At 72.0% G+C, this 25,994-nt stretch carries 28 protein-coding genes and 1 pseudogene; 10 read left to right on the plus strand and 19 right to left on the minus strand.

Annotation, left to right across the window (positions count from 1 at the left end; translation table 11 throughout):
- Nucleotides 1–40 precede the first annotated feature (40 nt).
- The gene (locus tag PV682_RS28100; RefSeq protein ID WP_319734589.1) at nt 41–487 is read left to right on the plus strand and encodes a winged helix-turn-helix transcriptional regulator; all 447 of its coding nucleotides are present in this window, start codon (nt 41–43) and stop codon (nt 485–487) included.
- A 10-nt stretch (nt 488–497) separates the two neighbouring features.
- Here PV682_RS28100 and PV682_RS28105 read toward each other — a convergent pair whose 3' ends face one another.
- The 5 genes from PV682_RS28105 to PV682_RS28125 all read right to left on the minus strand — a co-directional run bounded on the left by PV682_RS28105 (nt 498) and on the right by PV682_RS28125 (nt 7,420).
- Nucleotides 498–905 carry a PPOX class F420-dependent oxidoreductase gene (locus PV682_RS28105; protein ID WP_319734590.1) on the minus strand — a complete coding sequence of 136 codons (408 nt, stop codon included), beginning with the start codon at nt 903–905 and terminating at the stop codon, nt 498–500.
- 69 nt (nt 906–974) lie between these two features.
- On the minus strand, nt 975–4,052 hold the full coding sequence (locus PV682_RS28110; RefSeq protein WP_319734591.1) for a protein kinase family protein: 3,078 nt from the start codon (nt 4,050–4,052) through the stop codon (nt 975–977).
- A 16-nt stretch (nt 4,053–4,068) separates the two neighbouring features.
- Nucleotides 4,069–5,010, minus strand: a complete 942-nt coding sequence (locus PV682_RS28115; RefSeq protein ID WP_319734592.1) for an AAA family ATPase — start codon at nt 5,008–5,010, stop codon at nt 4,069–4,071.
- Nucleotides 5,007–7,100, minus strand: a complete 2,094-nt coding sequence (locus tag PV682_RS28120; protein ID WP_319734593.1) for a VMAP-C domain-containing protein — start codon at nt 7,098–7,100, stop codon at nt 5,007–5,009. The genes PV682_RS28115 and PV682_RS28120 overlap by 4 nt, the downstream gene beginning before the upstream one ends.
- Nucleotides 7,101–7,105: 5 nt before the next feature.
- Complete coding sequence (locus PV682_RS28125; RefSeq protein ID WP_319734594.1) at nt 7,106–7,420, minus strand: trypco2 family protein; 315 nt, start codon at nt 7,418–7,420, stop codon at nt 7,106–7,108.
- A gap of 107 nt (nt 7,421–7,527) precedes the next feature.
- Here PV682_RS28125 and PV682_RS28130 point away from each other — a divergent pair, with 107 nt between their 5' ends.
- Nucleotides 7,528–9,054, plus strand: coding sequence for a type I restriction-modification system subunit M (locus PV682_RS28130; RefSeq protein WP_319734595.1), 1,527 nt, complete (start codon nt 7,528–7,530; stop codon nt 9,052–9,054).
- Here PV682_RS28130 and PV682_RS28135 read toward each other — a convergent pair.
- From PV682_RS28135 to PV682_RS28150, 4 genes are all read right to left on the minus strand, one after another.
- Nucleotides 8,985–9,641: an HAD family hydrolase gene (locus tag PV682_RS28135; RefSeq protein ID WP_319734596.1), complete on the minus strand. Its 657-nt coding sequence runs from the start codon at nt 9,639–9,641 to the stop codon at nt 8,985–8,987. The two genes, PV682_RS28130 and PV682_RS28135, sit on opposite strands and share 70 nt — an antisense overlap.
- Before the next feature lies 1 nt (nt 9,642).
- A complete protein-coding gene (locus tag PV682_RS28140; RefSeq protein WP_319734597.1) occupies nt 9,643–10,563 on the minus strand; it encodes a pseudouridine-5'-phosphate glycosidase in 921 nt (306 codons plus the stop codon).
- A gap of 112 nt (nt 10,564–10,675) precedes the next feature.
- Entirely contained in the window at nt 10,676–10,915 is a 240-nt protein-coding gene (locus PV682_RS28145) for a response regulator transcription factor (RefSeq protein WP_319734598.1), read from the minus strand.
- Nucleotides 10,916–10,947: 32 nt separating this feature from the next.
- Entirely contained in the window at nt 10,948–12,192 is a 1,245-nt protein-coding gene (locus tag PV682_RS28150) for a multidrug effflux MFS transporter (protein WP_319734599.1), read from the minus strand.
- Nucleotides 12,193–12,286: 94 nt separating this feature from the next.
- Between PV682_RS28150 and PV682_RS28155 the strand changes: the two genes are divergently transcribed.
- On the plus strand, nt 12,287–12,802 hold the full coding sequence (locus PV682_RS28155) for a MarR family winged helix-turn-helix transcriptional regulator (protein WP_319734600.1): 516 nt from the start codon (nt 12,287–12,289) through the stop codon (nt 12,800–12,802).
- Here the strand turns inward: PV682_RS28155 and asnB are convergent.
- The 3 genes from asnB to PV682_RS28170 all read right to left on the minus strand — a co-directional run bounded on the left by asnB (nt 12,771) and on the right by PV682_RS28170 (nt 17,446).
- Complete coding sequence (asnB, locus tag PV682_RS28160) at nt 12,771–14,600, minus strand: asparagine synthase (glutamine-hydrolyzing) (protein ID WP_319734601.1); 1,830 nt, start codon at nt 14,598–14,600, stop codon at nt 12,771–12,773. The genes PV682_RS28155 and asnB overlap by 32 nt on opposite strands.
- 107 nt (nt 14,601–14,707) lie before the next feature.
- Nucleotides 14,708–15,892 (minus strand): cytochrome P450, encoded by a 1,185-nt coding sequence (locus tag PV682_RS28165; protein WP_319734602.1) that lies wholly within the window; start codon nt 15,890–15,892, stop codon nt 14,708–14,710.
- A gap of 204 nt (nt 15,893–16,096) precedes the next feature.
- Nucleotides 16,097–17,446, minus strand: a complete 1,350-nt coding sequence (locus tag PV682_RS28170) for an NAD(P)-binding domain-containing protein (protein WP_319734603.1) — start codon at nt 17,444–17,446, stop codon at nt 16,097–16,099.
- Between the two features lie 98 nt (nt 17,447–17,544).
- Between PV682_RS28170 and PV682_RS28175 the strand changes: the two genes are divergently transcribed.
- The 3 genes from PV682_RS28175 to PV682_RS28185 all read left to right on the plus strand — a co-directional run bounded on the left by PV682_RS28175 (nt 17,545) and on the right by PV682_RS28185 (nt 19,033).
- Nucleotides 17,545–17,919 (plus strand): ArsR/SmtB family transcription factor, encoded by a 375-nt coding sequence (locus tag PV682_RS28175; RefSeq protein ID WP_319734604.1) that lies wholly within the window; start codon nt 17,545–17,547, stop codon nt 17,917–17,919.
- A gap of 79 nt (nt 17,920–17,998) precedes the next feature.
- The gene (locus PV682_RS28180) at nt 17,999–18,334 is read left to right on the plus strand and encodes an ArsR/SmtB family transcription factor (RefSeq protein ID WP_319734605.1); all 336 of its coding nucleotides are present in this window, start codon (nt 17,999–18,001) and stop codon (nt 18,332–18,334) included.
- Nucleotides 18,335–19,033, plus strand: coding sequence for a cation transporter (locus PV682_RS28185; RefSeq protein WP_319734606.1), 699 nt, complete (start codon nt 18,335–18,337; stop codon nt 19,031–19,033).
- A gap of 70 nt (nt 19,034–19,103) precedes the next feature.
- On the opposite strand, the gene PV682_RS28190 is transcribed toward PV682_RS28185, so the two are convergent.
- From PV682_RS28190 to PV682_RS28200, 3 genes are read right to left on the minus strand one after another with little or no spacing between them, the layout of a single operon-like run.
- Nucleotides 19,104–20,183, minus strand: a complete 1,080-nt coding sequence (locus PV682_RS28190) for an ArsO family NAD(P)H-dependent flavin-containing monooxygenase (RefSeq protein ID WP_319734607.1) — start codon at nt 20,181–20,183, stop codon at nt 19,104–19,106.
- Nucleotides 20,180–21,283, minus strand: coding sequence for an ACR3 family arsenite efflux transporter (gene arsB, locus PV682_RS28195; RefSeq protein WP_319734608.1), 1,104 nt, complete (start codon nt 21,281–21,283; stop codon nt 20,180–20,182). Before arsB ends, PV682_RS28190 begins: the two co-directional genes overlap by 4 nt.
- A complete protein-coding gene (locus tag PV682_RS28200; protein WP_319734609.1) occupies nt 21,280–21,588 on the minus strand; it encodes an ArsR/SmtB family transcription factor in 309 nt (102 codons plus the stop codon). Before PV682_RS28200 ends, arsB begins: the two co-directional genes overlap by 4 nt.
- Before the next feature lie 92 nt (nt 21,589–21,680).
- On the opposite strand from PV682_RS28200, the gene PV682_RS28205 reads away from it, so the two are divergent.
- Entirely contained in the window at nt 21,681–22,094 is a 414-nt protein-coding gene (locus PV682_RS28205; RefSeq protein ID WP_319734610.1) for an arsenate reductase ArsC, read from the plus strand.
- 359 nt (nt 22,095–22,453) lie between these two features.
- Here the strand turns inward: PV682_RS28205 and PV682_RS28210 are convergent, their stop codons facing one another.
- The 3 genes from PV682_RS28210 to PV682_RS28220 all read right to left on the minus strand — a co-directional run bounded on the left by PV682_RS28210 (nt 22,454) and on the right by PV682_RS28220 (nt 23,879).
- Complete coding sequence (locus tag PV682_RS28210) at nt 22,454–22,888, minus strand: DUF2267 domain-containing protein (RefSeq protein WP_407705752.1); 435 nt, start codon at nt 22,886–22,888, stop codon at nt 22,454–22,456.
- Nucleotides 22,889–22,948: 60 nt separating this feature from the next.
- On the minus strand, nt 22,949–23,344 hold the full coding sequence (locus PV682_RS28215; protein ID WP_319734621.1) for a DUF2267 domain-containing protein: 396 nt from the start codon (nt 23,342–23,344) through the stop codon (nt 22,949–22,951).
- Nucleotides 23,345–23,447: 103 nt separating this feature from the next.
- Nucleotides 23,448–23,879 carry an Hsp20/alpha crystallin family protein gene (locus PV682_RS28220; protein WP_319734612.1) on the minus strand — a complete coding sequence of 144 codons (432 nt, stop codon included), beginning with the start codon at nt 23,877–23,879 and terminating at the stop codon, nt 23,448–23,450.
- A 127-nt stretch (nt 23,880–24,006) separates the two neighbouring features.
- Between PV682_RS28220 and PV682_RS28225 the strand changes: the two genes are divergently transcribed.
- Both PV682_RS28225 and PV682_RS28230 read left to right on the plus strand, forming a co-directional pair.
- Complete coding sequence (locus PV682_RS28225; RefSeq protein ID WP_319734613.1) at nt 24,007–24,663, plus strand: type III effector protein; 657 nt, start codon at nt 24,007–24,009, stop codon at nt 24,661–24,663.
- Between the two features lie 400 nt (nt 24,664–25,063).
- Nucleotides 25,064–25,378, plus strand: a pseudogene (locus PV682_RS28230) (epoxide hydrolase N-terminal domain-containing protein); the annotation flags it as partial.
- Nucleotides 25,379–25,450: 72 nt separating this feature from the next.
- Here the strand turns inward: PV682_RS28230 and tnpA are convergent.
- A complete protein-coding gene (tnpA, locus tag PV682_RS28235) occupies nt 25,451–25,867 on the minus strand; it encodes an IS200/IS605 family transposase (protein ID WP_319734615.1) in 417 nt (138 codons plus the stop codon).
- Between the two features lie 27 nt (nt 25,868–25,894).
- Here tnpA and PV682_RS28240 point away from each other — a divergent pair.
- Nucleotides 25,895–25,994, plus strand: a 100-nt coding sequence (locus tag PV682_RS28240) for a helix-turn-helix domain-containing protein (RefSeq protein WP_319734622.1), incomplete at its 3' end; no start/stop codon positions are given.

A 25,994-nucleotide genomic window follows, 5' to 3' on the forward strand; every position in this document is an offset into this window, starting at 1 on the left:
CTGGTAGCATGTTGCAACCACATGGAGGGCGAGGGACGACATGGTCACCAGGACTCGGTTCGACGACAGCGACTGCCCCGTCGCCCGCTCTGTCGACGCGATCGGCGACTGGTGGTCGCTGCTGATCATTCGCGACGCCTTCGACGGCAGTCGGCGCTTCGGGGAGTTTCAGCGGAGTCTCGGGGTGGCGAAGAACATCCTCACCGCCCGGCTGCGCGGGCTCGTCGCGGGCGGGGTGCTCGAAACCGTGCCGGCGTCGGACGGGAGCGCGTATCGGGAGTACGTCCTGACACCCAAGGGGAGGGCGCTGTTTCCCGTGATCGTGGCTCTGCGGCAGTGGGGCGAGGAGTACTTCTTCGAACCCGGGGAGCCGCACTCGGAGTTGCTGGACAGGCGGCACGACCAGCCGCTGCGTCCGCTGGAGGTTCGCTCGGCGGACGGACGGCGGCTGGAGTCCGAGGACACCGCCGTCCGTAAGGTCTCCTGAGCCGGTTGGGTCAGAAGCGGCCGGTGATCCTGGTCGGGGTCACGCGGACGATGACGCGGTCGCCGTCCTGCTTCGACGCCGGGTTGAACGTGGCGTAGTCCTGGCCGGTGTATTTGAGGGAGAGCTCGTTGGGGAGGTCTCGGTCCAGGTCCGGGGTCAGGGTGGCGGTGCCCCGGATCTCCGCGTAGGTGTACGGGTTCTCCGGAGGGTTGATCATGATCGTGACCCGGGGGTCCCGGGCCAGGTTCTTGCCCTGGGCGCGGTCGACGGTCGTGGAGAAGACGAGGTCGTCGCCGTCCCGTTTGATCCAGACGACGGTCAGGTGGGGGTGGCCGGTGGCCGAGAGGGTGGCGACCGTGGCGAAGACCTTGGTGTCGTCGAGGTGTCGCTTCAGCGCGTCGGAGAGTTCTGCTGCCATGGTTCGGGGCCCTTCGGGGGGATCGTGAGAACGCTCGGTCTGTTCAGGCAACACCTCGGCGCTGCGGAATCATCCGGTGATCCAGCTGCGGATGCGGACGGATTGTGCGCGGATCTCGGGGAGGGCGTTCCTGGGGTCGGCTTCGAGCCTCGCTTGGAGGGCGGCGCTCGCATCGAGCGTGCGGAGGGCGTCGTCGCGGCGGCCGAGGGCGGCGTACAGGGCGGCGAGGTTGTTGAGGGTCGTGGCGTGGTCCGGCGTGGCGTGGCCGTCGTGGATGCGTACGGCTGCCAGGAAGGCCTCCAACGCCTCTTCCCTGCGGCCCAGTTCGCTCAGCCGGTTGCCGAGGGTCGTGTACGCCCTGGCGAGGTCTTCGCCGCTCTCGGACTGAACCGCTTCCTCGGCCACTGCGAGGGCGTCCTCTCTGCGGCCCGCTGCCGCGAGGCAGTTCGACAGGTTGTTCAGGATCTTCGCGAAGTCGGAAGCGGAACCCCGCGACTCGCACACCACGCTCGCCTCGGAGACAGCGTCAAGACTCTCCTGGGTACGGCCCAACTCACCGAGACGCACGGACAGGTTGCTCAGGGCTGCGGCCAGCCCGCCGGCATGCCCCAGCGGAGACCTCGTGGCCAACTCCCGCCAGACACGCACGGCCTCCTCCGCCTGGGCCAGCGCCTCCTCGTGCCGCCCCTGGTTCGCGAGGTGGTTCGAGAACGTCATCAGGTGCCCCGCGAGGATCGGTCCGTGGCTCATCAGGTCCTGCCGGGCCAAGGGCTCCAGCCGCCGGATATCGTCGAACAGGCGGTCAAGAACCTCCGTCTCCCTCGACGCATACAGCGCGTAGGCGAACGCGTCCACCAACTCCCTCGCTGAGGGTCTGCCCGCAGGATCGCCCTCCAGGCAGTGCCGGAGTGTCACGACCAGCCCGGGATCGATGCGGGAGTCCAGGCCCGCCCTCGGGTGCTCCCACTTCCCGGCGAGCAGTGCCAGGAGCAGCGCGCCGGCGGCGTACACATCGCTCTCGGGCGACACCTCTCCCCCGCCCAAGTAGGTTTCGGTGAGGGGCAGTAGGTCTCGGTGCGGGCTGTCGGCCCCGTCGACGGTCGCGGTCATCCACCCGATCAGCCGGACACCGTCATCGGCCTGGAGAACCGCCCTGGGTGCGACGGAGCCGTGGACGAGGCCGAGTTGGTGGGCGTGGACGAGGGCCCGGGAGAGATCCAAGCCGATCCGCAGGAAGACGTCCCGCGGGACCACTCCCCCGTGAGCGGAGAGGACGTCGCGCAGGTTGGGCGCGGGCTTGCCCTCGCGTTCGATCAACTCCGAGGCGATCCAAGGGAGTTCGCCGCCGTCGGCCTGTACAGCCACCAGGGCGGGCGCGTGGGGGCCCTCCATCCTGCGCAGGCACTCCGCCTCCGTCCGGACCAGCTCCACCGCGGCCACCGGATCATCGGCGTACAGCGACACGGGCGCCCGTACGGTGACGAGTTCGCCGTCCCGCCCCTGCGCCAGGTACATCCTGATGTGCGGCCAGCCCCGCTCGCTGCGCCACAACAGCCGGAACCGGCCCAGCCGTTGAGGGTCGTCCGGCGTCAGGGCGCTCCACCCCGGCGGCGCGGGCTCCGCCTCCCCGCCCGACACCCCGAGCCGCACGAGGAGTTGCTCCCGCAGCCACCCGAACGACCGCCCCGTGCCGTCGACGACGGCCGTCCCGTCCGGATGCCCGACCCACGCCGGGAACACCGGCGACCGACCCACCGCGGCCTCGATGTCCCGGGCCACCGCGTCGGCCGTCCGCAGCAGCTCCCCCGCGGACACCGCGCTGAGCAGGGCCCGCCGGGCCTCGCCCGTGAAGTCGAACCGCCGGTGCTGCGGGAGCCGTTCGGAGGTGTCGACCTCGTGCATGAGCCCGCCGAGGAACACCTCCATGAGGTGCCCGGCGTCCACGGGCTCTCCCAGCGCCGTCTGCACCAGCCGCATCACGGGCGGCGTGACGGGGGCGACCGCCGCGACATGCGCGGCGAGCCGGTACGCCTCGGCGGAGGCGGCCTCCCGGAACCGCAGGACGGCGTCGCCCTCCGGCGCCTCGGCCACCGTACGCGCGAGGTCGGTTCGCCCCTCCCACAGCGGGAGGAGTGCCGTGCCGCCCGGCGATGCGAGGAGGCGGGCCCACGCGCCGACGGCCTGCGGGGTCGGGGTGAGGACGGGCACGGGGACGGGGTCGAAGTGGGCGAGGTCGAGCGGGAGATCGGGGTCGGCCGCCTGCCAGGTGTGGGTGGGGCCGCCGCGCCGCTGCGTGGTGATCCGCGCGCGCCGCACGTCGATCCCCGTACCCGCCCAGAGCCGTACCGGCAGCGCGTGGACGATCGCGACGGGCCCGCAGCGCCCCCACCGGTCCAGCACCGCGCGCATCCCGCCGTCGCGCCAGGCCGGACCGACCCCGTCGCTGATGACGAGGACGAGCGTGTTCCCGCTCGGATCGCACAGGGCCCTGGGCGAGAGGTCGCGCCCCCGTCGGTAGGGGCTGGTGCGCAGGACGGGGACGGCGGCGCGCGTGTCGAGGCCGTGGACGCGTACGTCGCGGAAGGCGCCCGCGCGTTCCATCAGGCGCCGGACGTCGGCGGCGAGCCGCTGCCACAGCACCATGGACACGCCGTCGTCGATGACGAGGGCGAGGGAGAGCCAGCGGGTGCGGGCGGGGCGGGTGACGGTCTCGGGGATGCCGGTGTCGGCGATGGCGGCGACCGTGCGGACGAGGTCGAGTTCGGGGCGTCGGCGGTCGGGGAAGCGCTGGCGCAGGGGGCGCAGGGCTTTGCCGAGGTGGAGTTGGCCGGTGCCGGTGGGGCGGGGTTCGGGGGTGCGGACGGGGAGCGCGGGCGACGGGGCCGTGGCGGTGGGCGACGCCTTCGGGGTGTCGTCGTCCGTGGCGGTGATGGGGCGCGCGGGGGCCTTCGGCGGCGGGGGCGGTGGCGTCGGGGTGGGGTGCGGGCTGGGTGCCGGGGGTGCCTCGGGGGCCCGGGCCGGGGGTGCTGCGGGTACGTCGGCGGCGCGGGCGAGCGGCGTCGGGCCGAGGCGGGTGGCGAGCCACAGGGCGTCGAGGAGTTCCTCGTGGGACAGCTCGGCCCCGCTGTCGGCGAGGATCTTCGTCACGCGGGAGAGCATGGCGTCACACGGCTCCGCCGAGGCGGTGCAGGACGGCGTCGAGGAGGGCGCCCGCGTCGAGGTGGACGCCGCCCTTGCGCAGGAAGACGGCGTTGAGGAGCTGGTCGGTGGCGAGTTCGCCGGTGGCGCGGCGGCCGAGGAACTCGCGCAGGAGGTCGTCGACGCCGTCGAGGGCGTCGGGGCCGAGGTGGGCGGCGACGATCTGGCGGAGCCGTTGTTCGTCGGGGTCGGGGAGGTCGAGGCGTACGCAGCGGCGCAGGAAGGCGGGCGGGAAGTCGCGTTCGCCGTTGCTGGTGATGACGACGACGGGGAACTCGGCGCAGCGGACGCGGCCCCTGGTGACGGGGGCGGTCTCGTCGGGGTCGTCGGTGAGGACGTGCACGGGGACGTCGTCGTCGCGCAGGCGGCTGAGTTCGGGGATCGCGAACTCGCCCTCCTCGAAGACGGTGAGGAGGTCGTTGGGGAGGTCGACGTCGCCCTTGTCGAGTTCGTCGATGAGCAGGACGCGGGGGCGGGTGCGGGGGACGAGGGCGCTGCCGAGGGGGCCGAGGCGGAGGTACTGGCCGATGCCGGGTTCGGTGCCGTCGGCGTCGCGGCGCAGCGTCGCCTCGCGCAGGCGGCCGACGGCGTCGTACTGGTAGAGGGCGTCCTGGAGGGTGGAGCGGCTGTTGACGGGCCACTGGAGGACGCGGCCGAGGCTGAGTTCGTGGGCGACGGCGTGGGCGAGGGAGGACTTGCCGGTGCCGGGCTGGCCGGTGACGAGGAGGGGGCGGCGCAGGTGGAGGGCGGCGTTGACGACGTCGGTGGCGTCGTCGTCGATGAGGTAGGGGCGGGGCGTTTCGGTGCCGGGGTCGGGGCTCTCGAAGCGGCGCCAGGGCGGGGCGACGGGGAAGGGGGTGTCGCGGGGTTCGCCGTCGCCGCGGAAGAGGCGCCAGTCGGTGGTCATGAAGCGTTCGTTCCTCTCGCAGGGTCCGCGAGCAGCAGCGATCCGCTCCTCGGGTGACGCTCTTCCGGCTCCCAGACGAGGGCGGGCCGGGCCCGGCGCTCGCCCCGTCGGACGGCCGTGTCGCTCCTGAACCGGCGTACGCGTTCGGGGAGTTCGTCCAGGTCTCCGGTGGGCGCCAGGTCGCCCAGGCGTACGGCGTCCGCGTGGCCGCTCGCGTCCCGGTCCCACAGGACGACCGGGGTGCCGAGGGCGAGGGCGACGAGGAGCATGGGTCTGCGCTGGTCGGCGGGGCCGTGGAGGACGACGCGGGCGGTGTCGCGGTGATCGGTGCTCAGCAGGTGCTGGAGATGCCCTGTCCCCTCGCACGCCGGATCGACGACGAGGGTCAGCTGTCGTCCGTTGCGCCAGCGGCGCTTCTGGTCCTGCTCGCTGCGCGTCCTGAACTCGGGGCAGCTCAGGGAGACGCGGTAGTCGGCGCCGATCGGGCGGGCGGGAAGAATGTCGTCGACCGTGCCGGGCACCCATTCGTCGACGGCCCGCTGAAGCCCGTCCCGGTCGACCTCGACCGTCACCCACGGCACGGTGTCTCCCTGCCCGGGTTCCTCACGTACGGCGAGGACGGCCTCGCTGAGACACGTCGCCACTTCCTGCGGGGACTTGGACGCCGACTCCGCCTCCTTCAGCACCCGGTGCGTGCCGTCGTCCCGGACGAGCAGGATCCGGCACCGGTACCGCTCCTGCCCCGTCTCCTTGTCGCGCTCCAGGTTCAGCACGATCCGCGCTACGGGGGAGGCGGGGCGCCTGGCCCAGCGCTCGGCGTCCGCGCGGCGCTCGGCCAGCGCGTCCGGGTGGATGCCGAGGCGGTCGGCGACCGCTTCCGACCAGGTACGGAGTCCGTGGTGCCGCCCGGTGGCCGCGGCCACGTACTCGACGGCCCTCAGCAGCGCGGGAGTGCCTTCGTCGGACAGGTCCTCCAACCCCACGATCACGTCCGCGAGTCGGTCCTCGTCCAGGCGTGGCTGGTTGAGGGCCTCGGGGAGCACGGCGTACGGCAGTGCCTCGCGGGCCGCCCGGGACATCAGGGTCGGGTCGTCGTCGCGGCTGCCGCGCAGGAGGGTGAGCAGGTCGCCGTATTCGTTCAGGGACAACAGGGCGCCCCAGCCGAGTTTTCTGGCTCTGTCCAGGAGGGCGGTGAGGGCGGTGCGGTTCGCCGCGTTCAGCGCGAGGGCTTCGGAGAGGGTGGCGAGGGCGCGGGGGTGGGTGAGGGCGAGGGCCGCGAGGTCCGCCGTGTCGGGGGCGTATCCGGTGCTGTCGTAGCCGAGTTGACGGGCCAGTTCCCGGCCGTGCTCCTCGCGGGTCCTGGCGTCCGGGAACAGGGGGCGGAGCAGCTTCTCCATCTCCCTTTCGGTGGGAGTGCGTTCGGCGTCCGCCCTGGGCAAGGGGGCGCCGATCTGGGCCAGTTGAGGGCAGCCGCCGAGGTGTTCCGTGAACGTGCCGTCCGTCGCGAAGGAGGAGACGGGTACGGCGATGAGCCGGCGCGCCCCGTACGCCTGGTCCTCCTCGGTGACGACGCACACGAGGTGGCCGCCGCAGAAGATCGCCGCCCCCGAGGCGCCTCCCCAGGCGTTGCCGCCTTCGCGGGGTGCGGGGGCCGGGGTCTGGTCCAGGACGTAGCGGTCCTTGCCGCCGGAGAGGACGGGGAGGAAGCCGCGGAGGTGTTCGGGTTCGCGGAGGTCACCGTTCCTGGACGCCCAGGGGTAGCCGAGACCCTCGTACGGGAGCGGGGCGCGGCCCTCGGGGCGGCCCCAGCGGACGGGGCCGGGGAGGTCGATCTCCTCGTCGAGCCGCAGGAGGGCGATGTCGAGGCCCTCGGGGTGCACCCACAGGCGTTCCGCCGAGGTCGTGATCCGCTCGCCGTCGCGTTCGTGGCCGACGTAGACCTTGGTCTTCGGCCAGAACCTGCCGGTGGTCCGGTCGATGAGCGCGTGACGTGCCGTCAGCACCAGCCGGGGGGCGACGAGATACCCGGAGCCGACCGTGCGGCGGCTCCCGTCCCCGCTGCGGATCAGGGCCAGTCTGCGCGGGTCCATCTCGTTCAGTCCTCGTCCAGCGACCCGGTCTCGTCGTCCCCGACCTCGGGGGTGGCGCCGCCGGCGGCCCGGTCCTTGACGGACAGTTTGAGGGTCAACTTGTGGGTGCGCACGGAGGCTTGCTCCCCGGCGGCGCCGACGGCGACCACACCGAAGCCGACCTTGCCGTCGCCCTTGGCGGACTTGCGCAGCTCCAACTGGAGCTCCAGCTGGGCCTCTTCGACGCCGAACGCGAACTGCTGGTTGGCACCGAGGCGTTGGGCCTCGTACAGCTCCTGACGGAGTTCCTCTATGGCTGCCGCCAGGCCGATCGTCGACATGTGGTGCGCCCCCCGGGTCAAGACCAGTGCGTTGTCGGTACGTTACCGCGCTGGCGGGAGGGGGTGAGGGTCGGTCGTGGAAGAATCCGGGCGGGGGTGATCGGCACATGTCGCGAGAGGTGCCCGCCGAGGAGTTCCGGGACGTGCTGTGGAGTGCCGTCGACAGGCTCCGGGGGTCCGTGGACACGGCCCAGTACAAGGAGTTGGTCCTTGGGCTGGTCTTTCTGAGGTACCTCTCCGACGCCTTCGAGGCGCGCAGGGAGGAACTCCTCCAGCAACTCACCGGGGACTGGAATCCTGAGGACGGCCTCGACGAACTCTTGGAGACCCCCGCCGAGTACACCGGCGAACGCGTCTTCTGGCTGCCCGAGACAGCGCGCTGGTCGTGGATCACGGCCAACGCGAGGCGCGACCAGGCGGGAGAGGTGCTCGACGCGGCGATGGAGGCGGTCATGCAGGCCAACCCCTCCTTGGCCGGTGTCCTGCCGAAGGTCTTCGATCGTGCTGGCATCAGCCAAGGCGGACTGGCTGACCTCGTCGCCCTATTCGACAGCACCTACTTTCGCCTCAACTCGTACGAACCGGACCGGAACAGGTTGGGTGAGGCGTACGAACACCTCCTCGACGCCTTCGCGCGCGCCGAAGGCAAACGAGGGGGCGAGTTCCACACCCCCCGCTCCTTGGTCCAGCTCATCGTGGACATGCTGGGGCCGATCCGGAGTCGGGTGTACGACCCCGCATGCGGCGCCGCCGGCATGCTCGTCCAGGCAGCCGCGTCCCAGGGGACCCCCCCTTCCGTCCACGGCCAGGAAATCAACGAGCGCACCTGGCGCCTGGCCAGGATGAACCTGCTCATCCACGGCATCGACGCCGACCTCTCCGACCGCTGGGCCGACACCCTCGCCGCCGACCGACACCCCCACCTCCAGGCCGACTTCGTGCTGGCCCACCCCCCGTTCAACACCAGCGACTGGTCCCGGGACGTGTCCGACCCCCGCTGGGTGTACGGCGTCCCCCCGGCCGGTAACGCCAACTACGCCTGGCTCCAGCACATGATCTCGAAGCTGGGCCCGAAGGGAACCGCCGCCGTCATCCTGGCCAACGGCTCCCTGCACTCGCGCGACAAGGCCGAGGCCGAGATCCGCCGGGCCCTGGTGGAAGCCGACCTCGTCTCCTGCATCGTCGCCCTGCCGCCCCAGCTCTTCTCCTCGACGAACATCCCGGCCTGCCTGTGGATCCTCGACAAGGACAAGGCGTCCCGGCGCGACCAGATCCTGTTCATCGACGCTCACGACATGGGCGAACTGACCCGCAAGACCGAGCGCGTCCTGACGGACGCCGACCTCGCGGACATCGCGGGCACCTACCGAGCCTGGCGCGGATCAGGGCAGCCGTACACGAACCGGCCCGAGTTCTGCTGCTCGGCCCCCCTCGAAGCCGTACGCGACAACGACTACGCCCTGATCCCCGGCCTCTACGTGACCCCTCCCCCGCTCCCGCCGAACCTCATGCGGGACCTCCACGCCGTCTTCGACGGCTACGGCTTCCCCCCGCGAAGCACAGCTCACAGCACCGCCGACACCACCCCGTCGAACGAATCGGCGACCACCAGCGCCCCCGATTCCAGCAGTTGATCGGCGCTGGCGACCCCGTACGAGACCCCGACGGAGGCCATCGCGGCGGCGGAGGCCATCTCGATGTCCCCCACCGCGTCGCCGACGACCACGCACCGCTCGGCGGGAAGCGCCAGCTTGTGGGCGACGTACAGGGCCATGTCGGGCGCCGGTTTCCCCCGCTCCACCGAGTCGTGTCCGGCGACGAAGGCGAACCGGTCGAGGATCCCGGTGGCCCGCAGGGTCCGCACCGCGGCCTCGTGCGTCTTGGACGTGGCGATGGCGAGCGTGTGCCCGAGGTCGCGCAGCTTGGTGAGGCCCTCTGCGACCCCGGGGTACAGCATCCGCTCGCGCTGCTCCTCCAGGTGTTCCCCGAACCCGGCCCGATAGGCGGCCATGGCCTCCGCGACCTGGGGATGGTCCACGGGCAGATGGAGGAGCCCGGCGAAGTTCTGGTCGAGCGGTCTGCCCACGGTGGCCCGCACCGCGGCCTCGTCCGCCTCCCGTCCGAGCCCGCGCAGCACCTTCAGGGTGATGGAGACGATCGCCCCGGGTGTGTCCGCGAGGGTCCCGTCGAGGTCGAAGACGATCCCCTGGTAGCGGGCCATGTCAGCGCTCCTCTCGGGTGGCCGCCAGCGCGACGGCGAACTCGCCCGCGACACGGGCCGTCGACAGCAGTACCGCCCGGGTGGCGGCGGCGCTGCGTCCGGCGGTGACGGACGTGAGCGCCCGCATCAGGAAGGGGCTGATCGCGTTGCCGCGTACGCCGGCCGCGTCGGCCTCGGCGAGTGCGGCGGCGATGGCGGCCTCGATCTCGTCCCCGTCCAGGGCGTCCCGCTCGTCGATGGGCGCGGTGAGCAGCACGGACCGGTCGCCGTTGACCTCCCAGTGCAGCCAGGTGGCCCGGGCGGCGACCGCGAGATCGTCGACGCGGCTCACGGGAACGTCGGACTCGCGGACGTAGAACGCGGGCAGGGTCCCGGTCCGGTACCCGAGCACCGGCACGCCCGCGGTCTCCAAGTACTCGGCGGTGAGCCCGAGGTCGAGGATGGACTTGGCTCCGGCGCACACCACGGCGACCCGGCTGCGGGTGAACTGCTGAAGGTCCGCGGACACGTCGAACGTCTCCTGGGCCCGCCGGTGCACCCCGCCGATCCCGGCGGTGGAGAACACGCCGATCCCGGCGCGGGCGGCGGGAACGACCGTACCGGCGACGGTGGTCGCGCCGAGCCCCCCGCCGGCGAGGACGGGCCCGAGGTCCCGCGCGCTGACCTTGGGCACGCCCTTGCCGGCGGCGAACCGCTCGATGAGGTCGGCGTCCATGCCGACGACGAACCGCCCGTCGACGATGCCGATGGTCGCGGGGACGGCCCCCCGGTCACGGACCGCCTTCTCGATCTCCAGGCCGAGTTCCGTGTTGGCGGGATACGCCGGCCCGTTGACGATGAGCGACGACTCCAGCGCGACGACGGGACGGTGTTCGTCGAGGGCGGTGCGGACCTCGTCGCTGATGTCGAGGAGCGGATCCATGGGCAGCGGCCTTTCCCTGGGGGTCGATACGCCGCACACCCTGCCGTCCGGCACCGGCGGACGCATCACGTCTTCACGTGATGTTCCGGGGGTGCGCGGCTGAGACGATGGCTCAGTCGCCGGAGTCGAACTGGAGGGCGTGGCGCACGAGTTGGACCCGGCTGCGGATGGCGAGCTTGGCGTAGACGTGCCGCAGGTGGGTGTCGACGGTGTGCGGCGAGACGACGAGGTGCGCGGCGACGTCGCGATTGCTGAGGCCGGTGGCGACGAGCCGGGCGACCCGTAGCTCCGCGCGGGTGAGGCTGTGCCAGCCGGTGACGGGACGGGGTCGGCGGGTTTCGGTCGGTGACATGCGGGCGAGCCTCACGCAGCCCGCGGCGGCGGTCAACGCCGCTCGCCAGAGATCGTCAGGTGCCCGGACACTGTGTCAGGTCGCGGCCCGTCGGCGTCGCGCGTGAGCAGCAGCGCGAGCAGCGCGACGAGGCAGCATCCGGCCATGCCGGTGAAGAGCGGTACGGCGGTGTCGTCGCCGCCGAGCCCGATGAGCGGCGCGGCGACCGCCCCGAGGACGCCCTGGAGGGTGCCGAGGACGGCGGAGCCGGTGCCGGCGGCGTGCGGGACGCGTTCGATCGCCAGGGCCGTGGCCGTGCCGAAGACCTGGCCGAGGCCGAGGAAGGTGACGGCGATCAGGCCGAGGGCGAGGACGCGGTTCAGGTGGCCGGTGAGGGTGACCAGGAGGGCGGCGGCGCTGGCGGCGAACATGGTGAACAGGCCGATGCGCAGGAGGAGTCGGGGCGGGAAGTGGCCGACGAGTCTGGTGTTGGCGGTGCTGGAGAGGGTCGCGGTGAGGGCGCCGAGGGAGAAGGCGACGGACGCCTGTCCGACGGTGAGGCCGAGGACGTTCTGGAGGAGGAACGCCGAGCCGGAGATGTACGAGAAGAGGGCGCCGCAGGCGAAGACGAAGGCGAGCGTGTAGCCGACGTACACGCGGTCGGCGAGGACGGAGCGCGCGGTCTGGAGGGTGGCCGCGACCCCGCCGGCGCGGCGGCGCTGTGGCGGGAGGCTCTCGGGGATGAAGAAGAGGGCGGCGAGCAGCATCAGCAGGGTGATCGCGGCGAGCGCCCAGAAGACGCCGCGCCAGCCTCCGGCGTGGGTGACGACGGCGCCGCCGGCGAGGGGGGCGACGATCGGGGCGATGCCGCCGAGGGCGATCAGGACGCCGAACAGCTTCGCCGCGACGGCGCCGGTCGCGACGTCCGAGACGACCGCGCGGCCCACGACGAGCCCGGCGGCGCCGCTGAAGCCGGTGACGAAGCGCAGGGCGATGAGGGTGGCGAGGTTCGGGGAGAGCGCGCACAGGGCGGTGGCGAGCGTGCACACCGCCGCGCCGATGAGGATGGGGCGCCGGCGGCCGTGCCGGTCGGAGAGGGGGCCGAAGACGAGCTGGCCCGCGGCCTGGCCCAACAGGAAGGCGGTGAGGGTGAGTTGGACGCCGGAGGCGTCGGTGCCGAGGTCGTCGGCCATGGCCGGGAAGGCCGGGAGGTACATGTCCGTGGCGAGGGGCATGCCGAAGGAGAGGAGGGCGAGGGTCGCGGTGAGGAGGGCGGCGGGCCGGGGTGGCGAGGACATCTCGGGCTCCAGACAGCGTCGTTGGAAAAGTGCGGGGGCGCGGACAGCCCACCGTGGATAGCTATAGATATATAAGCATTGTTAGGGTGGGCGCATGGACGCGAAGGCCGATGCCGAACTGCTGCGCGAGGCGCGGGACTTGGCCCCCGCACTGCACGCCCTGGGCCGCGTCCTGCGCCTGCGCGGCCCCGCCGAGGCCGGGCTCCCCACGCTGCCACCGGCCGAACTGGACGTGCTCCGCCAGCTGTTGGACTCCCCCGGCAGCAAAGTCGGCGCGCTCGCCCAGGAGTTGGGGATGCACGCGAGCAACGTCAGCACGACCGTGCGCGCACTGGTCGCCCAGGGGCTGGTGCGCCGCGAGCCGGACCCGGCGGACCGGCGCGCCGTACGTCTCTTCCCGACCCTGGCCGCCGTCCAGGGCATGGCGATGATCGAGCGGGAGTGGGCGCGGCTGTTCGCCGAGTCCCTGGCGGCGCTGACACCGGCCGAGCGGGCGGCGCTGTCGGGGGCGGCCCCGGCGCTGCGCTCGCTCGCCGGGTCGCTGAGGGCCCGCCGTACGGACGACGGGCCCCGGGCGGTCACAGTTCGACGCGTACCCCGTACGACCTGACCCACCGGTCGAACTCGACGAGCCGTTCCAGGACCGCCCGCGCGCTCCAGGGGCCGCCCATCGCGTAGCTGCCCTCGGGGGCGTCCAGCAGGCGGCGGATCTCCTCGCGGGAGGCGAGGCGCAGGACGGGCGCGTCGTCGGCGGCGATCACGGCCTCCAGGCGGTCGCGGACGGCCTGTTCGTAGCCCTTGTCCTGGGTGGACGGGTAGGGGGTCTTCTTGCGGTCGAGGACCGACTCCGGGAGGACGCCGCGCATCGCGGACCGCAGGAGGCTCTTCTCGCGGCCGTCGTGGTTCTTCATCGCCCAGGGGACGTTGTAGACGTACTCGACGAGGCGGTGGTCGGTGAAGGGGACGCGTACTTCGAGGGCCGCCGCCATCGAGATGCGGTCCTTGCGGTCGAGGAGGAAGTTCTCCCAGCGGGTGAGGTTGAGGTACGTCAACTCCCGCATGCGCGCCTCGTGTCCGCTCTCCCCGGCGAGCCGGGGCACCTCCTCCAGGGCCTCGGTGTAGCGCTGTTTGACGTACCCGGTCAGCCCGAGCCTGCCCCACAGGCCGAGCGTGCGCAGGGCGCCCATGCCGCCCGCCTTCTCGAAGGGGTGGTGCCAGGGGAAGGTGTCGGCCTCGATCGCGGCCGGGTCGTGGAACCACGTGTAGCCGCCGAAGAGTTCGTCCGCCGCCTCGCCGGACAGGGCGACGGTCATGCGCTCCTTCAGCGCCCGGCACAGCAGCAGGAGCGAGTACTCCATGTCGCCGGTCGAGACGGGCAGGTCCTGGGCGCGCAGGACCTGTTCGCGTACGCCGTCGTCGAGGACGTCGGCGTTGTCGAGTTCGACGATGACGTGCTCGGCGCCGACGTGCCGGGCGACCTCGACCGCGAACGGGGTGTCGGGGTCGGACCACTGGACGTTCGCCTCGAACCGCTCGCCGAGTCCCTTGTAGTCGACGGAGAACGCGAGGACGGGCTTGTCGCTGTTGCGGGTCGCGAGGGCGGTGACGGCGCTGGAGTCGAGGCCGCCGGACAGGAGCGTGCCGACGGGGACGTCGGCGACGAGCTGGCCGGCGACGATCTCCTCAAGGAGCGTACGGACGTGGGCGATTGTCGTGTCGAGGTCGTCGGTGTGCTCGTGCGCGGCCAGGCGCCAGTAGCGGATCTCCTCGCTGCCGGAGCGCGTGAACCGCAGGACCGTGCCCGGCAGAACCTCGCGCATCCCCTTGAACACGGCGTGGCCCGGTGTCTTCACGATGCCGAAGACCTCCCGCAGGCCCTCGGCGTCCACGACGGCCTCGGTGTCGGGGTGCGCGAGGATCGCCTTGGGTTCGGAGCCGAAGATCACGCCGTCCGGAGTGGGCCAGTAGTAGAGGGGTTTGACGCCCATCCGGTCGCGGACCAGGAGGAGTTCCTCGGTGCGCGGGTCCCACAGGGCGAGGGCGTAGATGCCGGTCAGGTGTTCGGCGAAGCCGGCTCCCCACTCCTCGTAGGCCCGCAGGACCACCTCGGTGTCGGAGTCGGTCCCGAAGGCGTGCCCGAGCGCCCTCAACTCCTCGCGCAGTTCCCGGTAGTTGTACGTCTCGCCGGTGTAGGTGAGGACCGGTCCGGCCGCCGCCGCCATCGGCTGCCGGCCGCCTTCGAGGTCGATGACGGCCAGCCTCCGGTGGGCCAGCAGCGCGCGGGGCGAGGTCCACACCCCGTGCGCGTCCGGCCCCCGGCACTCCAGTGTGCTGTTCATGCGCTCGGCGACGGACGCGTCCCCGCTCAGATCACGCTCGTACCCGATCCATCCGGCAAGTCCGCACACGGCGGGCCCCTCTCCTCGTCAGGACATCCGCCCGAGCCTGCCGAGGCGGGAGGGGAGGGGGCAACGCGGTGATCACGACTCCGTCAGGTGGACGGGACCTTCCCGCCTCACCAGGCCACGGGCAGCCGCTCCACGCCGTGCACCGCGCGTCCGGCGAACGCGAACTCCTCCGGTTCCTCGGCCAGTTTCAGGCCCGGCAGCCGCTCGAACAGCATCGGCAGCGCGATCTGGAGCTCCGCGCGGGCCAGCGACTGGCCGAGGCAGTGGTGCGGGCCGTGGCCGAAGGCGAGGTGGCGGTCGGCCGCGCGGGTGAGGTCGAGGGTGTCCGGGTCCGCGAAGGCCGCCGGGTCGCGGTTGGCCGCCTGGAGCGCCACGACGACGCCCTCACCCGCGCGGATGGTGACTCCGGCGATCTCGACGTCCTCGGTGGCGATCCGCCGCATGCCGACGTGGACGATCGTCAGGTAGCGCAGGAGTTCCTCGATCGCGCCGGGTACGAGGCTGTCGTCGGCCCGCAGCGCGGCGAGCTGCTCGGGGTGGCGCAGCAGGGCGACCGTGCCCAGCGAGAGCATGCCGGCCGTCGTCTCGTGCCCGGCGATGAGGAGTTGGACCAGGAGCCCGGCGGCTTCGGCGGCGGTGGCCTCGCCGGTGGCGACGCGCTCGGTGGCGAGGCGGCTCATCAGGTCGTCGGAGGGGGTGGCGGCCTTGGCCGCGAGGAGTTCCTGGAGGTAGCCGAAGAGGGCGCCCCAGCCGGCGCGCATCGCCTCGGGGCCGGCCGAGACCGTGGCGAACGCGGCGGCCTGGCGGTGGATGAACTGCCGGTCGGAGTAGGGGACTCCGAGGAGTTCGCAGATCACCAGGAGCGGCAGCGGAAGGGTGAGGTGTTCGACGAGGTCCGCCGAACGCCCGTGCGCCTCAAGGCCGTCGATGAGTTCGGCGGCGATCCGCCCGATCGCCGGGCGCAGTTGCTCCACCCGGCGGAACGTGAACTCGGGGATCAGCATGCGGCGCAGCCGGGTGTGGTCCGGCGGGTCCATCGCGAACAACTGGCCCGGCGTGCGCGGGGGCGTCGTCGGCTGGAGCCCCGGGAAGCCGGGCCGGACGTTCTCGGAGCTGAACCGGGCGTCACTGAGCACGGCCCGCGCGTCGTCGTACCGGGTGACCAGCCACGGGGTGAGGTCGCCCCAGAGGGCGATGCGGTCCAGGGGGCGCTCGGTGATCCAGCTCCGGTACTCGGCGGCGGGATCGAGGAGGGGGCGTTCGGCGGGGAGCGGGGGTGGCGTGGGGGGCATAGGGGCGCTCTTTCCGTCGTTCGGTCAGGACGTCTCCGGCGCACCCGGCTCTGCCGCGAGGCGGACGGGTTTCACCAGGTCGAACGGCGAAACCGCGATCGAGCCGGGTCTGCTGGGATCGTAGGCGAGTTGCTTCAGCTTTCACACACCTCGCGACCTCCACGCATGTGAAGGATTCATGTGGGTCAGACGTTTCCCTACTTGTCACTGTTCGACGGTGGCCGGAACCCCGCAGCAGCCTCCGCCTTCGCTACCGTTCCGAGCCGCGTCAGGGTCGTCGAAGAGGCCCGCCCCGCCGCAGACTCCGGTCTCCGGCAAGGTCAGTTCGACGCGCTCGGCGGCCTCCCGGTCGCCGGCGATCGCGGCCGCGACGGAGCGGACCTGCTCGTAGCCGGTCAGGGCGAGGAACGTGGGGGCGCGGCCGTAGGACTTCATGCCGACCAGGTAGACGCCCTGCTCCGGGTGGGCGAGTTCGGTCACGCCGTGCGGGTAGACGGTGCCGCAGGAGTGGACGTTGGGGTCGATGAGCGGGGCCAGCGCGGTGGGGGCCTGGAGGCGTTCGTCGAGGCCGAGGCGGAGTTCGGCGAGGAAGGACAGGTCGGGGCGGAAGCCGGTCAGGACGATGACCTCGTCGACCGGGTCGAGGCGGCGGCCGTCCTCGGCACTCAGCACGAGCCGGTCGCCGTCGCGTTCGACGGCCTGTGCGCGGAAGCCGGTGACCGCGCTCGCGTGGCCGTCCTCGACGGCGGCCTTGGCGCGCAGGCCGAGGGCGCCGCGGGCCGGGAGCTGGTCGGCCTCGCCGCCGCCGTACGTCGCGCCGGTGATCCCCCGGCGCAGGATCCACACCGCGTGCGTGCCGCTCTCCTCCCCGGCCAGGTCGGCCAGGTACGCCAGGGCGGTGAAGGCGGAGGCGCCGGAGCCGACGACGGCGGTGCGCCTGCCCGCGTACCGGGCGCGGACGGCGGGGTCCTTCAGGTCGGGGACGCGGTAGGAGATGTGCTCGGCGGCGGCCTTCTCGCCGAGGGCGGGCAGGCCGTCCGCGCCGAGCGGGCCGGGGGTGGACCAGGTGCCGGAGGCGTCGATGACGGCGCGGGCGGCGATGCGCTCCTCGCGGCCGTCCGTGGTCCGGAGGTGGACGGTGAACGGCTGCTCGTCGCGGCCGGAGTCGACGACGCGGTCGCGCCCGGCGCGGGCCACGCCGGTCACGGTCGTGCCGTAGCGGACCCTGGCGCCGAGGGTGTCGGCGAGCGGCTGGAGGTAGCGCTCGGCCCAGTCGCCGCCCGTCGGGCAGGCGGCGCCGTCGGGGCGCGTCCAGCCGGTCGGCGCGAGCAGCTTCTCGGCGGCGGGGTCGGTGAGCTCCGCCCACGGGGAGAACAACCGCACGTGCGCCCATTCGCGGACAGCGGTGCCGGCCGAGGTCCCGGCTTCCAGGACCAGCGGTTCGATGTCCCGCTCGACGAGGTGGGCGGCGGCGGCCAGGCCGACCGGGCCCGCTCCGATCACCACGACGGGCAGCGGGTCGGTGGTGGGCACGCTGTTGATGGATACAGCCACAGGATTCCCCTTTGATTCGACGTTCGTCGATGACGTGCACCGCCAGCATCACACCTGATTCGATAAACTTCAACATAGACATGTGCCAACATAGACACATGTCGAACACGAAGGCGCTGCCACTCCTGGAACCCGCCACCGAGGCCACCGCGCCGTGCTGCCCGCCGCTCACCGAGCGCCCCTTCACCGCCGAGGAGGCGGAGACGGCCGCGCGGATGTTCAAGGCGCTCGGCGATCCCGTGCGGCTGCGACTGTTCTCCGCCGTCGCCTCGCACGAGGGCGGCGAAGCGTGCGTGTGCGACATCTCCGACGTCGGCGTCTCCCAGCCCACGGTGAGCCACCACCTGAAGAAGCTCAAGGACGCCGGACTCCTCACCTCCGAGCGGCGCGGCACCTGGGTCTACTACCGCGTCGAGCCGTCCGTCCTCGCCGCCATGGGCAAGCTGCTGACCGTCACTCCGGCCACCGCCTGACGGCGGCGACACCGGGGACGCCCCGCACATCACGAGTACACGTTTCCCTGAATTCAGGAAGACGTGTACCGTCGTGGACGTGCTGACAGTCGCCCCCGACATCGAGGTGCTGGCCCGCTTCGGCCGCGCGCTCGCCGATCCGATCCGCTGCCGCATCCTGCTCGCCCTGCGCGAGGCCCCCGCCTATCCGGCCGACCTCGCCGACGCCCTCGGCATCTCCCGCACCCGCCTGTCGAACCACCTCGCGTGCCTGCGGGACTGCGGTCTGGTCGTCACCGTGCCCGACGGCCGCCGTACCCGTTACGAACTCGCCGACGAGCGACTCGGCCACGCGCTCGACGACCTGCGGGCCGCCGTGGTCGCCGTCGAGTCGGACCGTACGTGTGCCGAGGCCGAGGAGAAGGGCTGCTGCTGAATGACCGCGACATCCCTCGGCCCCAGCCCCACCCGCCGCGACCTGCTCACCCGCCGGATACGGCTGCTGGTCGCCGCGACCATCGCCTACAACGTCGTCGAGGCGATCGTCGCCCTGACCGCCGGAACCCTCGCCTCCTCCACCGCGCTCATCGGCTTCGGCCTGGACTCGGTCATCGAGGTCTCCTCCGCGACGGCGGTCGCCTGGCAGTTCTCCGCCCGCGACCACGCCGCACGCGCGGCACGCGAGAGGACCACCCTGCGGATCATCGCCGTCTCGTTCCTCGCGCTCGCCGCGTACGTCGCCGTGGACGCCGTCCGTGCGCTGACCGGCTCCGGCGAGGCCGAGCGGTCGGTCCCCGGCATCGTCATCGCCGCCTTGTCCCTGGCGGTGATGCCGTTCCTGTCCGCCGCCCAGCGCCGCGCGGGGCGCGAGCTCGGCTCCGCCTCCGCGGTGGCCGACTCCAAGCAGACGCTCCTGTGCACGTACCTCTCCGCCGTACTGCTGGCCGGCCTAGTCCTCAACGCCACCCTCGGCTGGTCCTGGGCCGACCCGACCGCCGCGCTCCTCATCGCGGGCATCGCCGTGAAGGAAGGGCTGGACGCCTGGCGGGGAAAGGGCTGCTGCGCGCCCACGTCCGCGCCCGAGGCCGACACCTGCTGCTCCAGCCCTGCGGCGGCCCGCCCAGCAGCCGGGTGAACGGGCGCTCCCCCGGCAGCCGCCCTGTCCTCCGACCGCGCCCGACACCTCCCCCAGTGGCCCTGCGCGTCTACCTCCCCGGCCCGCCCTTGGGGAAGGCGAGCAGGTCCGCGATCTCCCGGGCCGCCTGGCGGGCGGGTCGGCCGACGCCGATGAGGGTGGCGGAGGCGGGTCCGGTCCAGTCGCCGTAGCCGAGCAGGTGCAGGCGCGGTTCGTCCGCCGCCCGGGTGCCGGTGACGGCGATACGGCCGCGTCGGCCGCGGAGCCGGAGCGGGGCGAGATGAGAGAGGGCGGGCCGGAAGCCCGTGCACCAGATGATCGCGTCGGCCCCGGCGCGGGTGCCGTCGGCCCACTCGACGCCGCCGGGAAGAAGGCGGGTGAACATCGGGGCGCTCCGGAGCAGTCCGGCGTCCCGGGCCGCGCGCACGGGCGGTACGGCGACGATGTCGCCCAGCGAGGCGACGCCGCCGGTGTCGGCACGGCCCTCGTCCAGGGCGCGGCGGCGGGCGGTGGCCGCGTCGAACAGTGCGCGGCCGTCGATGTCGTCGGCGAGGAAACGGGGCGGGCGCCGGGTGGCCCAGGTCAGGTGGGTGTGGTGGGCGAGGTCGGCGGCGATCTGGGCGCCGGAGTTGCCGCCTCCGACGACGACCACGCGGCGGCCCGTGAAGTCCTGCGGTCGCCGGTATCCGCTGGTGTGCAGTTGCTCCCCGCCGAACGTGCCGCGGCCGGGTACGGCGGGGATGAAGGGGCGCCACCAGGTGCCGGTCGCGCTGATCACCGCGCGGGCCCGCCAGGTGCCCGAGTCGGTCTCCACGCGCAGGAGTTCACCCTCCCGGTGCACTCCCGCGACGTGAACCGGGCGCTGGACCGGGAGTTCGTACCGCTTCTCGTAATAGCGCAGGTACGCCACCACGTGCCCGGCGTCCGGGTAGTGCGCACCGGCCTGCGGTGGCATGAGCCGGCCGGGCAGTGACGAGTACGCAGCCGGGGAGAACAGGTGCAGGGACTCCCAGGCGTGCTGCCAGGCACCGCCCGGCCCGGCCTGGGCGTCGAGGACGACGGACTCCAGGCCGAGGCGGCGCAGATGGTAGCCGGCGGCGAGCCCGGACTGACCGCCGCCGACGATCACCACCTGTGTGTCGCCCATCATGAGGCCGGTGTGAGCTGCCGTTCGGCGCCGAACTTCCGCCGCCAGGCCAGGGACACATACACGAGCGCCACGAGCACCGGGACCTCGATCAGCGGGCCGACCACGCCGGACAGGGCCTGGCCGGAGGTGACGCCGAAGGTGGCGATGGCGACCGCGATGGCCAGCTCGAAGTTGTTGCCGGCCGCCGTGAACGCGAGGGTCGCGGTGCGGTCGTAGGCGAGGCCGATGACCTTGCCGAGGGCGAAGGTGCCGAACCACATCACCGCGAAGTACACCAGCAGCGGCAGCGCGATGCGGGCCACGTCCAAGGGCTGCGAGGTGATCGTCTCGCCCTGAAGGGCGAAGAGGATGACGATCGTGAAGAGCAGGCCGTACAGCGCCCACGGGCCGATCCTCGGGAGGAAGGCGGATTCGTACTTCTCCTGGCCGAGCTTCTTCTCGCCGATGCGGCGGGTGAGGAAGCCCGCCAGCAGCGGGACGCCGAGGAAGATGACCACGTTCAGGGCGATCTTCCCCATCGAGATGTCGAGGTGCTCGCCGTCGCCCAGGTTCAGCCAGCCGGGCAGGATGTCGAGGTAGAACCAGCCGAGCAGGCCGAATGCCAGGACCTGGAAGACGGAGTTGAGGGCGACGAGGACGGCGGCTGCCTCGCGGTCGCCGCGGGCGAGGTCGTTCCAGATGATGACCATGGCGATGCAGCGGGCCAGGCCGACGATGATCAGGCCGGTGCGGTACTCGGGCAGGTCCGGCAGGAAGATCCAGGCCAGCGCGAACATGACGGCCGGGCCGACGAGCCAGTTGACGGCCAGGGACAAGGCCATGAGCTTCTTGTCGCCGGTGACGGCGTCGAGCTGGTCGTAGCGGACCTTGGCCAGGACCGGATACATCATGATCAGCAGGCCGACGGCGATCGGCAGGGAGATGCCGCCGATCTCGACCTTCGCCAGGGCGTCGTCCAGACCGGGGACGGCGCGCCCGAGGCCGAGGCCGAGGGCCATGGCGAGCAGGATCCAGACGGCGAGGAAACGGTCGAGCGTCGACAGCTTCGCGACGACCGAGGACTCCTCGGGGGTGGTCGCGGCGGCTTCGGCGGGGGTCACGGGCAGGCCCTCTTGTTGTCGGCGGCGGTGCGGGCGGACTCGGCCAGGTCGGCGAACCGGCCGGCGAGCTGGGCGATGACGTCCGGCTTGAGCTTGTAGTACGTGAAACGGCCGCACGGCTCGGTCTCGACCACTCCGGCCTCGCGCAGCACTCTCAGGTGGTTGGAGAGGTTGGTCTGGCGGGCACCGGTCTCCTCCACCAGGTGGGTGGTGCAGAGCGTCTCCTGGGCGAGCAGGGTCACGATCCGCAGCCTGAGGGGGTCGGCCAGAACCCGGATCAGATCAGTGTCGACTGACGTCATCATGGACTGATACTTTCATATCAGTGGTGGCTGACACCATCGGGTACTGATATGAACCTGTGCCCTCCGTCCCCGCGAGACAGGCGAGACCTCCGATGCCCGACAAGCCCTCCGTGCTCTTCGTCTGCGTCCACAACGCCGGCCGCTCCCAGATGGCCGCCGCGTGGCTGGCCCACCTGGCCGGGGACCGCGTCGAGGTCCGCTCCGCCGGCTCCGACCCGGGCGCGGGCGTCAACCCGGCCGCCGTCGAGGCCATGGCCGAGGTCGGCATCGACATCTCCGCCGAGGTGCCGAAGATGCTCACCGTGGACGCGGTCAGGGAATCCGACGTCTGCATCACCATGGGCTGCGGCGACACCTGCCCGGTCTTCCCCGGCAAGCGGTACCTGGACTGGACGCTGGAGGACCCGGCGGGCCAGGGCGTCGAGGCCGTGCGTCCGATCCGGGACGAGATCAAGGCGCTGGTCGAGGGCCTGATCAAGGAGATCGCGCCGGAGGCCCGGGCATGAGCACGGTGCCGGACCGACGCGGCGTCATCGTCATCGGCCCAGGCCCCCCGGACACACCGCCGCCCTCGGCAGCGCGGTCCACGCAACCGTCAGCCCCGTCTCCGGGCAGCCGGGGCGAGTCCGGTGACCGGCGTGCAGAGCAGTGCGACCACAGCCAGTGAGCCCCGCGGCATGATCGGGAAGACCCCCGCCAGGCCCGCGCCGCCGAGGGTTCCCGAACGTGCCCCGGCGCGGCCGGCTTGCTCGCGCAGAGGGCCGTCCGCGAGCGGCCCCGAGTCCGGTTCGGGGCCACTCCCTCCGCCGGGGAAGATCACCGACACCCGGCGGGCACGGTCTGCGTCATCTGTGGCGAGCTTCGCCTACGCGGCCTGGGTGAGTTCGGCGCGGCCGAACAGCAGCGCGTAGCCGGACGGGAGCCCGCGCAGGACATCGGTGAGGAGATCGGGACCGGCCAGGGCCGCGACGACACAGAGGACGGATCCGGCGTCCCAGCGGGTGGTGCCCAGGGAGGCGCCGGTGCGGGCGGCGAGGTCTTCGACGAAGGCCCAGCCGGTCAGGGGCTGGGGAGCGGGGATCTGTTCGGCGAGCACGCGGGCGGCTTCGACGGGGAGGCGGGCGGCCAGGCCGACACGTTCGTCGCCCGTCAGCTGGCGCCCGAGTCCCGCGAGGACCAGACGGACGACTTCCTCGGCCTTCTCCCGGGTGGGGTAGGCGCCCTCGTAGCGGACCTTCTCCAGCAACTGCCCGTACGTCATCACAGGCGGGTACTGGAGGGGTGGACGCCGGTCGGACATCACTGCGGTGGTTCCCTTTCTGTTGCCGGGCCTGTGCGCGAGCACCGGCGGTGTGCGCGGTCATACGGGCTGGGGGCGACCGAAGAGGAGGTCGTAGCCCGCGGGGAGCTGGAGCAGGATCTGCCCCAGGAGGTCGTCGCCGGCGGCGTCGGCGACCGTGCTGAGGACGGCGCTGACGTCCCAGGTGGCGGTCTGTTCGGTGGCCCCCTCGATCCAGGCCGCCGCCGCCCGTACGAACCGCTCGGGTGACAGGGGCTCAGCGCTCTGGAGGGGGTTGAGGAGGATCAGGGCGAAGCCTTCGGGCAGGCGGGCCGCCAACTGGGCGCGGACGTCGCCGACCAGGTGCGCGCCCAGCAGGGCGAGCACCACGCGGGCCGCGCGCTCCGCCTCCCGCAGGCTGTTGTAGTCGCCGCGTTCTTTCATGCGGTCGAGGAACGCTTCCTGGCGCAGGGTCACCTCGGCAGCCACCCTTCTTCGGTCCGCGCGTGGACGCGGAGGACGGGGTGAGGGGGAGATCAGATGCCCGTCCTCCGCCGCTGACAAGTCCGCGTCGTCCGGCTCAGCCGGAGATCTCCTTGCGGTCGGATCCGGCGCCGATGGAGATCTTGCGGGGCTTGGCGCGCTCGGCGATCGGGATGCGCAGGGTGAGCACGCCCGCGTCGTAGTCGGCCTTGATGCGCTCGGTGTCGAGGGTGTCCGCCAGCACGATCTGGCGGGAGAAGACACCCAGCGGCCGTTCGGAGAGTTCCATCTGCACGTCGTCGGCCTTCGCGGCGGGACGGCGCTCGGCCTTGACGGTCAGCATGTTCCGCTCGACGTCGATGTCGATCGCCTCCGCGCTGACGCCGGGCAGGTCGAAGGCCACCACGTACTCGTCACCCTCGCGGTAGGCGTCCATCGCCATCGCGCCCGGCCTCGACCAGGTGCCCGGGCCCATCAGCTGCTGAGCCAGCCGGTCGAGCTCACGGAAGGGGTCGGTGCGCATCAACATCACGAAACACCTCCAGCAGGTTCGGGCAGTTGCTGCCAATGCGCTGCACTGAATCCGTTGTAGCATGTCATCCAAAGGATGACAAACGCAGTGTCGTCCCATGGATGACATGCCGAGGAAGGTGCCCGTGACAGCAGCCGACCAGCCAGCCTCTTCCAGCGCCGACGCCCAGAGCCCGGCCTCGTTCCTCGCCGCGGCGGCGGCACTGAAAGCCATAGAGGACGCCCTGCGCGCAGCCCAGCGCGGGACGCCCGAGGCCCCCGCAGCCGCCGGGGTCGGCCCGGAGCAGGCCTTGGCCTCCCTCCTGCTGTTGCGGCAGGTGCGCGAGCAACTCGCCGGATGGGAAACCGGCCTGATCGAAACCGCCCGCCACGCAGGCGCCAGTTGGGCCGACCTCGCCCATCCCCTCGGCGTGGCCAGCCGTCAGGCCGCCGAACGCCGCTACCTGCGGGGCAGGCCCGGCCCCGCGGGAACCACCGGAGAACAACGCGTCCAGGCCACCCGCGAACGCCGCGCCGCACAACGCACCACCGCCACCTGGGCCCGCCGCAACGCCGCCGACCTGCGCCGGCTCGCCGGCCAGATCACCGCCCTCACCGACCTGCCCACCGCGGCCGGCCACCCGCTCGGCCTGCTTCACGCGGCCCTCGCCCACAACGATCCCGCCGAGCTCATCCTCCCCCTCAACGCCACCCGCCCCCACCTGGCAGCCGCCCACGCCGATCTCGCCGCCCAACTCGACACCCTCACGAACTCCGCCGCACTCCCCCAAGCCCCCGACTGACGAAGTCCGCACCACGACGAGGCCCCAGGATCCCACCAGCCACCGCCCCCGCCGGAACGCGACGGCCATACACCTCCGTTTGCAGCGCGCCGGGCGGGACGGGCGCGTCACTCATCGCCCCATCGACGCACCCCGCACCGGAGTCGGCCCGCCTGCGGCGGGACTTGCGACCTCGGTCGAGCGAACCGCGTACCCGCGGTTCGAGCGGCCGACCACCGCGCATGAGCCGCGTCTCTTCTGCATGGCCGACGGGGAGTCACCTAACCGCGCTTTTCCCCAAGGGTGCCGAGGTTGCCCGGCGCGGTGGAGTCGATCTGTGCGGTTGATCCACGCCCCGCACGACACGCACCACTTCGACGGTCGACGCCGCACGACCCGCTCCACCCCTACCTTGATCACCATGAGCGCCGACATCACTCCGTTCCGTATCCAGATCCCGCAGGCCGACCTGGACGATCTGCATGACCGTCTGGCCCGCACCCGATCGCCGTACCCGGTGCCCGGTACCGGCTCCGACTGGGACCGGGGCATCCCACCAGCCCACCTTCATGAGCTGGCCGCCTACTGGGCGGACGGGTTCGACTGGCGGGCCCACGAAGCCAGGCTCAACACCTTCCCGCAGTTCGTGACCGAGATCGACGGGCAGACCATCCACTTCCTGCACCTGCGTTCACCCGAACCGGACGCCGTCCCGCTCCTGCTCAACCACAGTTACCGGGTTCCTTACAGAAAGCCCCGGCGTTCACGCCGGGGATGAATGCATCTCAAGACTGCTCTGACGTGCACTTCAGAGCGGACGTTTTTGCTGCTCGATGTACTGGCGGACGATCGCCAACGGTGCTCCGCCGCACGATGCGGAGAAATACGAGGGCGACCACAGGTGTCCGTGCATGACGGCGCGGTTGATCCTGCCGGTGAACTCCTGCCGTATCCGGCGAGCGGAGACGCCCTTGAGGCTGTTGACCAGCTTGGAGACGGCGACCTTGGGCGGGTAGTGCACCAGGAGGTGGACGTGATCGCGTTCGCCGTTGAACTCCTTCAGCTCCGCTTCGAAGTCCTCGCAGACCTTGCGCATGATCTCTTCGCAGCGCGTCAGTATCTCATCGTTGAACACCCCGCGCCGGTACTTCGTCACGAAGACCAAGTGCACGTGCATCGCCGAAACAACGTGTCTGCCACGCCTGTAGTCATTCTTCCCATCCATGAGACCAACCGTAGTAGGATCTTGCGCGTGCAGCTCCGCTACAACTACCGGGCCTACCCGGACGCCTCCCAGCGCCGTGCGCTGGCCCGTGCGTTCGGGTGTGCGCGTGTGGTGTGGAACGACTGCC

The organism is Streptomyces niveiscabiei, from assembly GCF_033794345.1.
In the GTDB taxonomy this organism is placed as follows: Bacteria; Actinomycetota; Actinomycetes; order Streptomycetales; family Streptomycetaceae; genus Streptomyces; species Streptomyces niveiscabiei.